This window comes from Embleya sp. NPDC055664 (genome assembly GCF_053618075.1).
The window spans coordinates 21,713-36,111 of the sequence record NZ_JBSHGZ010000040.1; the positions used below are offsets into that span (position 1 = coordinate 21,713).

At 71.2% G+C, this 14,399-nt stretch carries 14 protein-coding genes; 8 read left to right on the plus strand and 6 right to left on the minus strand.

Translation table 11 applies throughout. The annotated features are described in order from the left end of the window. The first annotated feature begins 53 nt into the window (after positions 1-53). The 4 genes from ACWGR4_RS40195 (at position 54) to ACWGR4_RS40210 (ending at position 3,826) form a co-directional block, all read left to right on the plus strand. Positions 54-1,433: a tetratricopeptide repeat protein gene (locus ACWGR4_RS40195; RefSeq protein WP_452129405.1), complete on the plus strand. Its 1,380-nt coding sequence runs from the start codon at positions 54-56 to the stop codon at positions 1,431-1,433. A 59-nt stretch (positions 1,434-1,492) separates the two neighbouring features. Beyond that, positions 1,493-1,720: a hypothetical protein gene (locus ACWGR4_RS40200; protein ID WP_078982148.1), complete on the plus strand. Its 228-nt coding sequence runs from the start codon at positions 1,493-1,495 to the stop codon at positions 1,718-1,720. Between the two features lie 27 nt (positions 1,721-1,747). Beyond that, complete coding sequence (locus ACWGR4_RS40205) at positions 1,748-2,245, plus strand: Clp protease N-terminal domain-containing protein (protein ID WP_452129404.1); 498 nt, start codon at positions 1,748-1,750, stop codon at positions 2,243-2,245. Between the two features lie 357 nt (positions 2,246-2,602). Next, positions 2,603-3,826 (plus strand): ricin-type beta-trefoil lectin domain protein, encoded by a 1,224-nt coding sequence (locus ACWGR4_RS40210; protein ID WP_452129403.1) that lies wholly within the window; start codon positions 2,603-2,605, stop codon positions 3,824-3,826. A 109-nt stretch (positions 3,827-3,935) separates the two neighbouring features. Here ACWGR4_RS40210 and ACWGR4_RS40215 read toward each other — a convergent pair whose 3' ends face one another. Further along, on the minus strand, positions 3,936-7,001 hold the full coding sequence (locus tag ACWGR4_RS40215) for a lantibiotic dehydratase (protein ID WP_452129402.1): 3,066 nt from the start codon (positions 6,999-7,001) through the stop codon (positions 3,936-3,938). 87 nt (positions 7,002-7,088) lie between these two features. Here ACWGR4_RS40215 and ACWGR4_RS40220 point away from each other — a divergent pair, with 87 nt between their 5' ends. Continuing rightward, a complete protein-coding gene (locus tag ACWGR4_RS40220) occupies positions 7,089-7,472 on the plus strand; it encodes a VOC family protein (protein ID WP_380007757.1) in 384 nt (127 codons plus the stop codon). Positions 7,473-7,632: 160 nt separating this feature from the next. Beyond that, on the plus strand, positions 7,633-8,376 hold the full coding sequence (locus ACWGR4_RS40225) for a GntR family transcriptional regulator (protein WP_452129401.1): 744 nt from the start codon (positions 7,633-7,635) through the stop codon (positions 8,374-8,376). A 43-nt stretch (positions 8,377-8,419) separates the two neighbouring features. Here ACWGR4_RS40225 and ACWGR4_RS40230 read toward each other — a convergent pair whose 3' ends face one another. Both ACWGR4_RS40230 and ACWGR4_RS40235 read right to left on the minus strand, forming a co-directional pair. Then, a complete protein-coding gene (locus ACWGR4_RS40230) occupies positions 8,420-8,974 on the minus strand; it encodes a cysteine hydrolase family protein (protein WP_380007751.1) in 555 nt (184 codons plus the stop codon). 87 nt (positions 8,975-9,061) lie between these two features. Continuing rightward, positions 9,062-9,622, minus strand: coding sequence for a TetR/AcrR family transcriptional regulator (locus tag ACWGR4_RS40235; protein WP_452129400.1), 561 nt, complete (start codon positions 9,620-9,622; stop codon positions 9,062-9,064). A gap of 37 nt (positions 9,623-9,659) precedes the next feature. Here ACWGR4_RS40235 and ACWGR4_RS40240 point away from each other — a divergent pair, with 37 nt between their 5' ends. Together ACWGR4_RS40240 and ACWGR4_RS40245 are read left to right on the plus strand one after the other, a co-directional pair. Then, complete coding sequence (locus ACWGR4_RS40240; RefSeq protein WP_452129399.1) at positions 9,660-10,700, plus strand: epoxide hydrolase family protein; 1,041 nt, start codon at positions 9,660-9,662, stop codon at positions 10,698-10,700. 170 nt (positions 10,701-10,870) lie between these two features. Then, positions 10,871-11,404, plus strand: a complete 534-nt coding sequence (locus ACWGR4_RS40245; protein ID WP_452129398.1) for a hypothetical protein — start codon at positions 10,871-10,873, stop codon at positions 11,402-11,404. A 61-nt stretch (positions 11,405-11,465) separates the two neighbouring features. Here the strand turns inward: ACWGR4_RS40245 and ACWGR4_RS40250 are convergent, their stop codons facing one another. From ACWGR4_RS40250 to ACWGR4_RS40260, 3 genes are all read right to left on the minus strand, one after another. Continuing rightward, positions 11,466-12,185 carry a hypothetical protein gene (locus ACWGR4_RS40250; RefSeq protein WP_452129397.1) on the minus strand — a complete coding sequence of 240 codons (720 nt, stop codon included), beginning with the start codon at positions 12,183-12,185 and terminating at the stop codon, positions 11,466-11,468. Positions 12,186-12,306: 121 nt separating this feature from the next. Next, complete coding sequence (locus ACWGR4_RS40255) at positions 12,307-13,254, minus strand: Gfo/Idh/MocA family protein (protein ID WP_452129396.1); 948 nt, start codon at positions 13,252-13,254, stop codon at positions 12,307-12,309. Then, positions 13,251-14,399: a polysaccharide pyruvyl transferase family protein gene (locus ACWGR4_RS40260; RefSeq protein WP_452129395.1), complete on the minus strand. Its 1,149-nt coding sequence runs from the start codon at positions 14,397-14,399 to the stop codon at positions 13,251-13,253. The genes ACWGR4_RS40255 and ACWGR4_RS40260 overlap by 4 nt, the downstream gene beginning before the upstream one ends.

A 14,399-nucleotide genomic window follows, 5' to 3' on the forward strand; every position in this document is an offset into this window, starting at 1 on the left:
GGGGCGTTGCCGCACAATGCCTCGGGGCGAGGAACAACCGCAGGGGGTACTCGATGGACGAGCCGGCCGCGATCGGAAGACGCATCCAACGCATGCGCAACCAACTGGGGTTGACACAACGTCAGCTCGCCGAGCCGAGGTACACCGCGGCCCACGTCTCCACCCTGGAATCGGGCAAGGCTCGTCCTTCGGAGGCCGCCCTGCGCTTCCTCGCGGGGCAACTCGGCACCACGTACGAGGAGCTGACCACGGGTCACCCCGCCCATCTCGCCACGGAACTGCGCCTCGCGCTCACCGACGCGCAGCGCCTGCTCGCCACCGGCACCCCCGAGCAGGCCGCCCTGCGCTACGGGGAACTGCTCGCCCAGGCCGAGCGGCTGGCGCTGCCGGCCGAGCAGGCCACCGCCCGGATCGGACTCGGTGAGTGCGCGCTGGTGACCGGGGAACCGGCGCGGGCGCGCGCCCACTTCGAGGCGGCCGAGCGGCAACTCGCCGGCGAACCCGCGCCGCGCCGGGCCCGCGCGATCCGTGGCCGGGCCGTGGCCCACTTCCTGGCCGGAGAACTCCGCTACGCGTGCTACGTGTTGGAGACCGCCTTGGCCGAACTCGCCGCCGATGACCTGCACGACCCCGACGCGCTCGTCCTGCTGCACGCCGCATCCATCGCGCCCTACATGGACATGGGGGCGTACGTCCGCGCCGCGCACGCCGCCGAGGTCGCCCTCGCGCTGGCGCCCCGGGTCTCCGATCCCGCCCTGGTGGCCGGGATGCACCGCAGCGTCGCCCGCACGCTGCTCGCGGAGGGCCGCATCGCCGACGCGGACGCCTCGCTGGCCAAGGCGCAGGAGCTGTACCGGCAACTGCAGCTGCGGACCGAACTCGCCCACTGCCACTGGATGCGCGGCTACGTCCACGCCCAGCACGACGCGCTCGACGCCGCCGAGGCCGAACTGCGCACCGCGCGCGAGATGCTGGTGGCCCGGCACGCCCGACTGTTCACCGCCCAGGTCGAGGTGGAACTGGCCGACGTACTGCGCCGCCTCGGCAGGCACGAGGAGGCGCGGGAGCTGTTGTCGGGCGTGCTCGATCTCGACGACACTCGCGGTGCGGTGCACGCCGCGGGCGCCCATCGACTGCTCGGGTTGATGGCCGAGGAGCGGGGCGAGCCGGAACGCGCCGAGGAGCACTACGTCGGCGCGCTCGGCTTCCTCGAACGCAGCGGCGCGGCGGGGGACTTGGCCGACCTGTGCATGCTCCTGGGCGACCTGCTGCGCCGCATGGGCCGCACCGAAGCCGCGATGGATGCCTACCGCACGGGCCTGCGCAACCGGGCGACCCCGGGCACCACGACACTCGGACCGGCCCTCGGCCGGCCGGCACCGTACGGGGATGCGGGGGACGGGTCGGCGCCGGCGTATCCGTTCGTGCTCTGACCTCCGAACCCCATCAACTTTTGTTGACGGCCCGACGATCCATCAACTAAAGTTGATGTGTGATCGACGCCAAGGACGTTCCCTCGCCCGAGCAACCCGAGGACGCGTTCGCGGCCGTGGTCGCACTGCGCGGCCTCGCCGCGGCGCTGGAGCGGGCGGCGGTGGACCACGCCCTCGCCCAGGGCTGGACCTGGAACCACATCGGCCAGGCCCTGGGCATGAGCGCCCAGGCCGCCCACAAACGACTGTCACCCTCCCGGCGAACGCCACCACCCCAGGACCGGTGATCCACCGACCCGGCAAGGAGATCCACCGTGGGCATCCGCACCGCGATACACGACATGGGCATGATGAAGCGTCTCCTCACCGGCGCCGAGGAGCAGGCTCGCGCGCTGGGCGAGGAAACACCCGGCCCCGAGCACCTGCTCCTGGCCGCCCTCACGCTCCCCGACGACTCCGCCCGTACCGCGCTGGCCGCATCCGGCGCCACCGTCGAGGACGTCCGCCGCGCCCTGGCCGAATCCCACGCCGCCGCGCTGCGCTCGGTGGGCATCGACACCGACACGATCCCCGCCTCCACGCCCGCCCCCGCCCCAAGCGGACCGTACCGAGCCTCCGGCACCGCGAACGAGGTATTCCAACGCGCGACGGTCCTGGCCAAGGCCGACCGCCCCAAAAACCTGCGCACGGCCCACGTCCTGATCGCGGTGGCCGAACTCGAACACGGCACGGCCGCCCGCGCGCTGCGCACCCTCGACATCGCCCCCCAAACCCTGATCGAAGCCGCCCACGCAGCCATCCGCACCCGGTAGCCGGCCACCCCGAGCAACTCCGGCGCGGGCGCTGTCGGGCCCCGGATGAACCGGAAACCCTTTTTTGCCGCCGAGTTCGTCCATGGCTCGGAAGGCGAGGACATGTACGCGGACTTCTCCACCCGACCCGTCCTCGCGCTCCGAACCCTGTCCCGATTGCGCGAAGAGGGGTCGGGTTGCGCGGGGGGAGCGGGGGCGAAAATTGTTTCGACCGGTGACCTGTACGGTGTTTTTCGGCCGGTGCCGAAAGGTGCGTTCACGGCCTTGAACGAAGGGTTACGGGATTTGAAAGTCACGGGGAAGCGCCGAATATCGTTGGTCGCCGCATTCGCGGCGACCGCTGCGATCGTCGGTGGATTGCAACTTTCGGGCGCGGCGTTCGGCGACCAGGACGGCGATGCCCAACCGGATCCGGTGCCGGTTCAGCAGGCGCTGGACGGGGTCGAGGCGCCCGACTCCGGCTGGTCGGATGTCGACGGCACCACGTTCGTCAATGGCCGGATGACGATTCCGCCGCTCGCTCCCGCTCGGCAGCGTACGGCCGTCGCCGCCGCCGCGGCCGCGCCGTCCGGGCTCGGGTGGAAGTCGGCCGGCGCGGCGAAGCTGCTGTCGACCGGCTACACGATCAAGTTCTACGATCAGAAGTCGGTCGACTGGCTGGCGCCGTATGTCAAACGCTCCGCCGCCGAGATCCAGCACGAGACGGCGCTGCCGATCACGGTCGACACCAAGCCGGTCGGTCACGACTACGTCCGTCCCAAGGGCGAGATCGTGATCGGCGCGTTCCTGAACCCGTGTGTGGCGACCACCGACGGCAGTCCGTGGAAGGTCGTCATGGACGGATCCGGGACGCCGGGGTGGAGTTGCGGGTTCCACTCGCGCAGCACTCCGGACACGGTCACCAGCGGGCACGCGTACATCAACACGTCCTTCTTCACCGCCGACGGCAAGCCCACCGCGCGCTTCGGCGAGGTCGGCATGCGGAACCACGTCAGCCACGAACTGGGCCACACCCTGGGTCTGGCGCACGCCGACGACGCGCCCGGGAAGTGCGCCAAGGGCACCGACTCGGGTGAGAACCCGGTCATGTGCACGCTCCTGAACGCCTACCCGGACTCCCGAGCCGGCCAGTACGTGCAGCAGTTCGACGTCCAGGGGCTCCGCACGCTGGCCGCCGCGGCCGGTGCTCCGGTGCCCCCGCAGGGCAGGATCACCGGAATCGCCGGGAAGTGCCTGGACGTCAAGGGCGGCAAGCCGGCCAACAGCACCCAGATCCAGATCTACACCTGCAACACCGGCCCGGGCCAGTCCTGGATCCTGTACCCGGACGGCACGCTGCGCTCGATGGGCAAGTGCCTGGACGACGCGCGCAACGCGTTCGCCGACGGCACCAAGATCTCGCTGTACGACTGCAACGGCAGTGCCGCGCAGAAGTGGCGGCTCGACGCCAAGGGCCGCATCGTGCACGTGGCGAGCGGCAAGGTCCTGGACGTGAAGGGCGGAAGCACCGCGAACAGCACGGTGGTGCAACTCCATTCCGCCAACACGGGCAAGGGGCAACTCTGGAACGTCCCCAAGTAGTCGGGTGACGTGGCACGAACGAGGCGGCCCGGGTCGGATCCACCGACCCGGGCCGTCGCGCGTCCGGACCACGTCCGGGCGCGGCGGGCAGGGGACTTCGTCGGTCGGCTCAGGGGCCGGCCGGGCGAGCCCGGAAGGCCAAGGCGGCCTGGCGGGCGAGGCGTCGGCAGGTTCGTTCCCCGGTCGGATCGATGCCCAAGGCGCGGTTGTGGTGCAGGCACAGGAGCGCGTCCAGGATGGCGTCGGTGTCGGTATCGATGGGCAGCAGCTCGCGGTAGGCGGCCAGGGCGTGTGCGCGGGCCGCCCAGGCTGCGGTCAACTCCGGTGGCAGGCACGCAAGATCGACGCCGTCGGCGGTGATCCGGGCCGGGACGGTGTTCGCGATCGCCCGCTCCACCTGCGGCGCCGCGCCGATCGCTTGCGCGGCCAGGCGCCGCATGCCCTCGCCGGGGTCGCCGTGGAAGGCGCAGGCGATGCCCACCATCGACAACGCGGCCCACGCGACGGGCGCGAGGTCGATCGTGGGCGCGTGCGCGAGCCACGTGGCCACCGTGCGCGAGTCGGCGGCGAAGACCCGCTCGGCCGCCGCCATGGCCGCTCCGGCGCCGTAGCGGCCGACTTCGGGCCGGTAGGTGTCCAGCACGAGATGCGACGCGGCCCGCCCGGCGCGCAAGTCCCGCGTCCATTGCTCGATTGCCGCCATCACCGCGGCCCGGTCGTGCGGGTCCGGGGTGTGGATGTACAGCCGGAGATGGTCCCGCTCGTGGGTGCCGCGGTGGCGTACGAACCACCGGGCGCGGTCCCGGTCCAGGGTGGCCGCGAGTTCGGGCAGGCGGTGGGCGATGATCTCGTCGAAGCGCTCGGGGTGCGCGTGGATCTTCGCGTACACCCACTCCTCGCTCGCCGATCCGGGCGCCGCGCCACACACCGGGTCGGTCGCGAGCCCCGGCAGGCCGATCAACGGCGAGGGCGCGGGCGGTCGGCGGGCGACCAAGGGGAGGGCGATCTCGTGGACATGACCGCCGATCCACCCGAACTCGGCGGCCGACGCGGCCTCGTGCACGATCGCGTGCCCGCGCTTTGCCAGGTGGCCGCGCAACAGTTCGGCGTGCGCGGGCTCGTCCAGGGACAGGCGCAGGGTGCGGTCGGTGGCGTCGCGCAACTCGACGGTGTCCGGGCACTTCCAGCGGGTGCGCCAGACCTTCAGGGCGAGTCGCCACGAGTTCCCGTCGGCGCTCGCGGCCGGCAGGTCGTCCCCGGTCAGCCGCCATCGCCCGGGGGAGAGCACCGAGCGTCCGTACCGCACCCTCGGTAGCCAGGGCAGAAGTTGCGCCCGCGGCCCCCAGTCGAACTCGTACCACTGGGCCCCCAACGCACGCGGCAGCCGGGCGACGAATCGGGCGAGCGGGGACACCTGTCGGTGCAGGGCGAGGGCATGGAACACCTGTGGCTCCACCACGACATGCCGTGAGCGGTCGACCAGGTGCAGGCCGGTCGAGGTGGCCAGCACGGCGAAGTCCCGCACATCCACCGCGATGTGCGGGTCGTCGAGGCCACGGTGTTCGCCCAGGGAGAGCACGTGGGGCAGATAGCCGGGGACACGGCCGACGTTCTGCGCATGGGCGTACACCGGTGGGGTGGCCAACTGCACCCGCAACGCGCCCTCGGTCGCGGGCGGCAGCGTGCGGTACACGTCTTCCAGGCCCGAACCGCTCGCCGTCGGGGTGAACCGCGAGGTGATCGTCCCGGCCATGCCCGCCGGCGCGACCACGAGGGTGAACTCTCCACGATCCAACGCCCGGACGCTGTGCGCGTGTACGCGCGCGGACAGTTCGAGGTGCGGAGGTATGCGCCACTCGTCGAAGCCCGTGCCGTCGGCCAGGGTACGAATGTCCGCGTCGGTCAACACGACCTCGCCGACGCCGACCCCGTCCGCCATGGCCTCCCACGCCATCGCGAGCAGACGGTCGTCGCGCGGCGTCGCCGTCTCGGCCGGCGCGACCTCCGTGGCGGCGGTGGGGTAGCCGGCGGGATAACCGAGCCCGGTGTCCGGGTCGACGACGTCGTCCAGGGGCACCGCCGCCCCGACGCCGTACCGGTCGACGAACGCGGCATGGTAGGCCCGCCACGCGGACTCGCCCGCCGGCCGACGCGTCGTACGCAACAACGCGCTCGCGGCCCGCTCCATCTCCCACGCCACCGCATGGGGAACGGCGACCCGGCAGTCGAGCCGCGTATCCACGCCGAGCGCGGTACGGCCCGCATCGGACAACGTCCGCATCCGCACACCCAGATCGGCCCGCAGCGCGGCACGGTCGGCGAGCGACGCCTCGTTGTGTCGGCGCACCCGCTCGGCCACCAGCCGCAACCCGGCCACCAGCGGGGCGACCGCGGGCACCGCGTCCGCGTGCACCCGCCGGAGTTCGTCCACGAGTCGCGCGAGCGGATCGGTGACGGTCATCGGCGCGCGCAACACGCTGATCAGGAAGCCGCGCCGCAGGAGATCGGCCGACAGGGCCTCGATCCGGGCGCGGTCGACCCGGGGGAACACCTCGGCCACGGCATCGACGAGCGCGCCGAAGCGCACCGGTGAAGCCGCCGCCTCCCGCGCCGCGAGCACGGCCCGCGTACGGCGCACGCTCACCCGGAACGGGCCGTTCGCCAGTTCCAACCGGTCGCCCCGCTCGATGACCGGCCGGCTGAAGACCACGTCCACGCGGGCCAACAGCTCCGGGCACGCCTCCAGCCGGTCGACGATGTCGCAGAGCCATTCGGTGTCGACCCGGGCCATCGGCCGATGCTCGCTCCCCCAGTCGACCCACGTGTGCGAGCCCACGGTCAACGGTGCGACACCGGCGAACAGGCCGAAGGGCGTGGGACGTCCGGCGCTGCGCAGCACATAGCGGACCACGGCGGCGGTCGCCCGGCGCACCCGCTTGGGGTCACCGTCGTCGGTGCCGGCGATCAGCGCCTCGACCCGGCGCGCGAGAGTCGGGCCGGCCGCGGTGATGCCGGCGGCGAGCCCGGGCCGCGACCACGTCCGCCGCAACCACGCCACGCAGTCGGGTACTTCGTCCAGGTCGGGCCACCGCGTGGGGATCTCGCCCAGCGGCGTCACCGCCGCCCGCAGCAGCGCGACCCCGGTGCTGCGGTAGAGCTGCGTTCCGTCCGACACACGATCCTCCGAGGGTGAGCCGAAACACCACTGATCGACTACTGCCTACCCGGGTGTTCGGCGCGAGGATCGGGAAGAATCACGCCCATGGTCTCGGTATTGCAGAATGTGGCGATCGACTGTGCGGATGCCTACGAGTTGGCCCGGTTCTGGAGCGGGGTGACCGGCCGTCCGCTGCATCCGGAGGACAAACCGGGCGCGCGGGAAACCGAGGTGCAACTCGCGGAAGGGCCGGTGTTGTACTTCAACCAGGTACCCGAGGCCAAGACGGTCAAGAACCGGGTGCATCTGTGTCTGCGCCCCGAGACCTCGCGCGACGAAGAGGTGGAGCGACTGCTCGGCCTGGGGGCCGGCTTGTTCGCCGACCACCGGAATCCGGACGGCTCGGGCTGGGTGATCCTCGTCGATCCCGAGGGCAACGAATTCTGTGTGCTGCGCAGCGCGGCCGAACGAGCCGCGATGGATACCTGACGAATCCGCCGGCCCATTACCCTGTCGGAATACGGACGGGATTCCTTTATCCATATGCGGGAGATCACGCAGCGGAACAAATTGCTGTATCAATTCGGTCCGGTGGTATGCTGGCGAGGTGCGTAAAGATGCTCGTGAAGACGATTCGGTGATCACGGGAATGCCGCATATCCCCGCATTGCTGTTGGTCGGCGCGGAGGATGCCGGCCTCGATCGCACGAACCAGGCCTACCGGGCGATCAGACGCCAACTCATCGATCTGACGCTGTCGCCCGGTAGCAGCTTCACCGAGACCTCGCTCGCGCGGCAGTGGGACATCAGCAAGACGCCGGTGCGCGAGGCGCTGGCCCGATTGCGGCGCGACGGGCTCGTGGCGGCCCTGCCGCGCGCGGGTTATGTCGTCAGGCCCATCACGCTTCAGGACACCGACGACCTCTGCGGATTGCGCACGCTGCTGTCCGGCGAAGCCGCGTCCGCGGCGGCACGCCGAGGTGTCGACGGGCCCGCACTGGAGCGGCTCGAAGTGTTGTCCCGGGTGCATTTCGCGCTCGCGGCGGGCGAGTTGGGACAGGAGGAGGCACTGCGGGCCTCGATCGAATTCGAGGCCATCATCGCCAACTCCGGCGGCAACACCCGGCTGGCCAAGGCGATCGTCGACGTACTCGACGAACTGGAACGGGTCCTGCGGATGGCCGCGCTGATCGCCCCCGACGCCGCGAGCCCGCCCGGAGAACTGGCGGCCGTCTTCGAAGGGCTGCGCGCGCGGGACGTGGCCGGCACCCACGAGGCGATGCGCAGCCGATGCGAGCGCGTACACCGCGACGTGCTCCAGGTCCTGGCCCGAAGCGCCTCCGTCAACAAGGCCCCCATCGAGATGCCCACGTCGCCACTGCCGCCGGTCTAGCCAGGACTCGACGACACAGCCTGCGTGGCCGAATGCCGAATGCTCAGGCCGGTTCCGGATGCCAGTTGGCGCAGGGTGTCACCGTGAAGCCGCGGCTGGGGAAGACGGTGTCCATGAAGAAGTCGTGGACGGCCGGATCACCGTCGGCGCAGCCGTCGCGCAGCACGGCCACCCGGTATCCGCGATCGGCCCCGTCGTAGGCGGTGGCGGCGACCATGGCGCCGGTGGCCACGCCGGCGATCGCGATCGTGTCGACGCCGCGCGCCCGCAGGACGAGGTCGAGGTCCGTGCCGGCGAACGCGCTCGTGCGGCGCTTGAGCACGACGACGTCCTCGTCGGCGATCGGCAGGGCGATCTCGGTGCCGGCGGTGCCCTCGTGGAAGGTGTCCCCGGCCTCGTAGAACGTCCGGTACAGCGCGTTGTCCGGAAGGAGATCGGCCCCGTTGCCGCGGAACGCGAAGTGCACGAACACCACGAGAGCACCGGCGGAACGGGCCCGCGGCAGCAACCCGGTGAGCGGGGGCAGGACTTGTCTGGCGAAGGGATAACTGCCGGTGATGCCCTGTTGGAGGTCACCGATGATCAGTGCGGTGGTCACGACAATCTCCCGTCGAGCCGCTCCATCCGGCGGCCGTGATGAGCAATTGAGATCACAATAACCGCGACTTGAGATATCAACAAGATCTCACCCGTCGGCGAGGCGTTGGATGGTGGTGGCCAGCCAGGCCTGAAGGGCGGCCGGGTCGCCCGGCTCGGAGCGCAGGACGCGGCGGCGGGCGGAGACGCCCAGGACGAAGGCATCGATGGCCGCAGCCCGGCCGTGGGCCTCCGCGTCGGGCAGACCGGTGTCGCGCAGGTAGCGGTGCAGGGGTTCCAGGGAGTTCCTGTCCAGGAACGCGGCCAACGCCTCCGCCGCCTCCGGGCGTTCGCCGGACGCGCGGTGCAGGACGAGCAGCGGATCCTCCCCGGATGTACCGAACCACCGTTGCACGATGCTCGCGGCGAGGCGCGAACCGAGCGTGGCGAGGTCGCCCTCGACCGAGTGCTCGACGGGCAATTCGACCCGGGTCGCCGCCAGGAACAGGCCGTCCTTGCCCCCGAAGTAGCGCGTGATGAGGTTGGGCGACACGCCGGCGGCGTCGGCCACACCCTTGACGGTGACCGCCGTGTACCCGTGCCGGGCGAACTGGCGTTGAGCGTGTTCCAGGATCCGCTGCCTGGTCGCGGTCGCATCACGAGACATCATGTGTATGAGTATATACATCGTGTGTATGCTCGTACACATGATGGACGAACTGCGAGAACGACTCCGGCGCACGCGACGCGTGGCGACCCCCTGGCACGACGACGCCACGCGCGGTTTCGGCGGTACCCGCCTCGACGGCCTGCTCGAACACTGGGCGAACGCATACGACTGGGACGTGCACGAGCGCCGCATCGCCGAACTCCCGTGGGTGACGGTGCGGGCGGGCGACGCCGACCTGCGGGTCATCCATCAGCGGTCCGCGAATCCCGGCGCTCCCGTGGTCGTACTGCTGCACGGGTGGCCGGACTCGGTGTTGCGGTTCGAGCGGGTCCTGCCGCTGCTCGCGGACCTGCACGTGGTGGTTCCCGCGCTGCCCGGCTTCCCGTTCGCACCACCGCTCACCACGCCGGGCATGTCGGCCAATACGATCGCCGGCATCGTCGCGGACGCGCTGGACGCACTCGGCCACTTCCGCTACACGGTGTCCGGCGGCGATGTGGGCGGCACCATCGCGGAACTCCTCGCGGCCGAACACCCGGACCGGGTGGCCGCGTTGCACCTCACGAACACCGCCCCACAGCACGCGCTCACCGCCGACCCGGCAACGCTCGCGCCCGACGCGGCCGACTACCTCCGCCGGACGGCGCAGTGGTTCCGGGCCGAAGGCGGGTACATCGCCGAGCAGTCGACGCGGCCGAACACGCTCGCCGCAGCCCTCGGCGACTCGCCCGCCGGCCTCGCCGCGTGGATCGTCGAAAAACTGGAATCCTGGTCCGACGAGGGGGCGTTCACCCCGGACGAATTGCTCACCTGGGTCACCGCCTACTGGGCCACCGGCACGATAGGCACCTCTTTCGCTACCTATGCCGAACCGGTCACCCTGCCCGGCCGCATCGACACACCGACCGTGTTGTCCGTGTTCGCGCACGACCTCAAACCGGAACCCCGCAGCTACGCCGAGGTGTTCCTGAACATCCGCGAATACGTGGCGCACCCGGCCGGCGGCCACTTCGCAGCCTGGGAACAGCCCGAAACGTACGTCGGCGACCTGCGACGGGCGATCGACCCGGCCCGCTGAGAGCGACCCGCGACCCGCGACCCGGCGCCCGGGAGCAGGCAAGCCCCGGGTTTTCCCACGGTTTCGCCAAGCGCGCGTGTGCGCGGAACACGCGCGGCTAGCGTGATCTCCGCACTTCGTATTCCCGCCGACAGCGCGGGAGTTCGTGAACCGGAACAGGGGGTGGGCCGGTGTCGACCGGTGGGATGTCCAGGGTGATCGTGGTGGCGAGCGGTGTGCTGATGGTCGCGACGCTCGCCGGGTGCGGCGGGTCCTCCTCGGACCACAAGACCGCGGGCGCCACGGCGACACCGCCGCAACCGCGCGCCACCGTCCCCATCGCGACGTCCGCGGGCACCTCGGGCGGCACGACCACCGGCGGCTCCGGCGAGGGTACGGGTGTGCCGACGGCGCGACCGCCCTCCGCCTCGACGTCGGCAGGAGGCGGCTCGGGCGGCAACGCGGCGTTCTGCGCCGACGCGGTCAAGACCATGGCGACCGACGACAAGCTCCACAATGGCCTGCCCGACGCGCAGACGATCGTGGTGTGGGACCGCATGAACAACGAGGCACCCGCGGCGATCAAGAGCAGCGTCGACAACGTCGACCGCCAATTCCACCAGCGGGTCGAGCACGGCACGATGGACGACATCGGCGGCTTCGCCGTGGCCTACCAGTCGGTTCTCGAGTGGGTGGCCGGGAACTGCGGTCTGACACGTTCGTAACCCGGGCACGGCACGACGAGCGGCACGTCGGCCGTCGCCGCGCCCGGGCGCGATATCAGGGTCAGGGACGGGAGTCCGCGTTCGGTGTCGCCGGCGACTTGCCGTCCAGGACCGGACGCTGCGGCAGCGACGCGCGCGGCACCTCGAAGCGGGCCAGCCGGATGTACGGGGCGAGGCATTCCGGCGGCGGGCTGCGATCGGGGAGGCGTACGTCGAGCCGGAGCCGGTTCCCGGTCGCGAACAGCCGGGCGCCCTCGGGGTCGAGGCAGCCCGCGTCGACGGTCACGGTGACCACGACGTTGCGGGCGAAGTCCGTTGCGGGGGTGGGTTCCGCCGGGCGCTTGTTCGGGCTGCCGGCGAATACGCCCGCCAGGATGTCCGCGTCCTGTGCCGCCGATTCGGCGATGGCGAACGCTTTGGGCAGGCCGCGTGCCTCGGCGAAGGAGATGGTGCGCGTGTCGACGCGTCCGTCGGCGGGGACGGCGGGGGTTCGGGTGCTCGTGGGCGTGGCACGCGGTGGCGTCGTGCTCGGCGGGACCGCCGTCTCGGTGGGGGACACGGCAGGGGTGGCGGCGGGCGAGGTGACGGGGGCGGTGCCCGGTGCGCCGACCGGTGTGTCGGACACGGAGCGGATCGGCTTTCCCGTCGCGTTCTTTTCCTCGCCGTCATCCGCGTACATGAGCCACAGGGCGACTCCGATGCAGGCGACGGCGAACAGTCCGGCGGCGATGATGAGGATCGTCCGGATGGTGGCGGGTGGTCGTGCATTCGACTCGGCCATGGTGATGTGACGTCGGCGCCCGAGGGACGGTTCCCGACGGGGACAAGTCGCAGGGCCTCTTCCGGTTCGGTGCCGGAACCGGGCGAAACCCGACGTGGGCGCGGCACGGAGCTGCCGCGACTCAGTTGCCGTTCGCGGATCGGATCAGGCGGTCGAGCGTCCGAGCATCGCCGAGCAGTGGCTCGTCGAATTCCCGGGAGCCGGTGTACGCGGCATCGATCACCCGGTCCAGGAAGAGCCTCATGCTGTCGGCGGGGGCGATCCGGTGAATACGTTCCTCGTTGTCCTTGCGGATCGTCACCCTCGCCTCGTTCTCCGGTGGCATGGAGAACGGACGCTCGATGTCGACGAGTTCGTGTCTGCCCAGCAGTTGCAGCGCATTGCGGTAGGTGTTGGTGAAGCCGAAGTGGCCTACGACGGTCCTTCCTTCGGCATACCGGGCCAGTGCGCTGTACGAGAGGTCGAGGCCGTCCGCCGTGCGGTCGGCCACCATCACGCTGACCTCCTCCGGCTCCAGATCCCACAACACCCGGCCCAACGACGCGAGATAGGGCCCGGTGTCGAGGAGCGCACCGCCGCCGCGCCCCCGATCATGGCGGAAGTCCCCCGCCGGCACCGGCGGGGTGAAGACGGCCACCACCTTGGTGGCATCGGCGGCCGACTCCCGGACGACGGAGAACATCGGGTGGAACGAATAACACGTCGCCTCGGCGAGCACGAGGGACGACGACCTCGCCAGTTCCACCATCTCGGCCGCCACCCGCGCGTCGGACAGGGCCGGCTTGTCGACCACCACATGCCACCCCAGCCCCAGCGCCTCCCGGACCGCGACGGCGTGTTCGCTGTTGACCAGTGACACATACGCCAGGCCCGGTGCGCGCGTGGCCAACGCGCCGCGCCAGTCGCCGTGGAGCCGGCCCAGCTTCGCGATCCCGGCCACGTCGTCCGGCGTGGCGTGCCGGCCGGCGATATCGACCGTGGTGATCTCGGGCATCGACGCGGCGGCGGGCAGCACCCGACGCCGGGCGAACCTCGACAGGCCGATCAGCAGCAGTTCCGTGGCCCTCACCCGGAACCACGCCCGTAGATGCGCTCGGCCACGGCCAGTTTGGCGGTGCGCAGCTCGGACAACCGCTCGGCACTGTACCCGCCGATGGTGGGGCGTTCGGGGATCTCCGACGGTCGGAGCAGCCGCCAGCCGGAGCCGGAGTCGATCAGCGAACGATGCTTGATGTCGTAATAGTCGTCCCGCACCACCAGGGCCACGCCGTGTGCGCCGGCCGCGCCGGCCACCAGGTGCGGATGGAAGCGGGTACTGATCCAGCACTGGCCGGCGCGCGCGGGCAGGCCGCGGGCCAGGACGTCGCCGAGCGAGTATCGGCGGGCACCGGGCAGCAGCGTCTCGGCGACGGCCAGTACATCCCGATCCTTGTCGGGAGAGCACTCCAGCAGGCCCACGTCCGTCACCCGCCACGCGCGCAGCACCTCGGCCACGAAACGGACCGTCGCCTCGGCCGCGCCCTCGTTCTCGGCCGGCAGCGACTGCACGCTCACCATGACCTCCGGCACCTCCTCGTCCGCACGCAGCAGGTGCGGGCCGAATCCGAGGAACATGTCGTCGCAGTGGTCGACGGACGCGGCGAGCCCGGCGAAATCCGCGGAGGCCGCGTCCCGTACGTCGACCACGTCGAACCGTGCGATCAGCGACCGGGTCGGCCCGGCGGCGTCGACCGGCGGCCACAACCCCTGCCCGGTCATCGCCGTCCGCGCGCCGCCCGTCTCGGCGGCGACGGTGATGCCCGCCAACAGCCCCACGAACACCGGCCAGATGCCGTTGAGGAAGCCGCCGCCGACCAGGTGCACCACAAGCGCGCCGCGTAACACCGCGATCTCGTCGGCCAGTTCGGGCACGGCGGCCGGATGGCGCACCGCACCCGCCACACCCGCGCAGGTCACCGCCGGGTCGTTGCCGGGCCAGTGGCGCAGGCACAACCGCCACAGCACGCTCGTGAAACGCGCTCGCGGATGCACGCCGCCCAGGTGCCCGACGGCCACCTCGGGATAGAGGCAGTCCACGACCACGTCGACATCGGGGGCCACCCGGGCCAGATGCCGCAGCCAGGTGCTCGCGATGAGTTCGTCGCCGTAGTTGGGAATTCCCGCCGGGCAGACGAGGTAGTACGGGCGGTGCTCGTCGTCGCTCGTGAAAGGCAT

Bases quoted from the DNA above. Each gene is read 5' to 3' on its own strand.
- ACWGR4_RS40195 (WP_452129405.1), top strand. From the start codon at position 54: ATGGACGAGCCGGCCGCGATCGGAAGACGCATCCAACGCATGCGCAAC.
- ACWGR4_RS40220 (WP_380007757.1), top strand. From the start codon at position 7,089: ATGGTCTCGGTATTGCAGAATGTGGCGATCGACTGTGCGGATGCCTAC.
- ACWGR4_RS40225 (WP_452129401.1), top strand. From the start codon at position 7,633: ATGCCGCATATCCCCGCATTGCTGTTGGTCGGCGCGGAGGATGCCGGC.
- ACWGR4_RS40235 (WP_452129400.1), bottom strand. From the start codon at position 9,622: ATGATGTCTCGTGATGCGACCGCGACCAGGCAGCGGATCCTGGAACAC.
- ACWGR4_RS40240 (WP_452129399.1), top strand. From the start codon at position 9,660: ATGATGGACGAACTGCGAGAACGACTCCGGCGCACGCGACGCGTGGCG.
- ACWGR4_RS40250 (WP_452129397.1), bottom strand. From the start codon at position 12,185: ATGGCCGAGTCGAATGCACGACCACCCGCCACCATCCGGACGATCCTC.
- ACWGR4_RS40260 (WP_452129395.1), bottom strand. From the start codon at position 14,399: ATGCCTTTCACGAGCGACGACGAGCACCGCCCGTACTACCTCGTCTGC.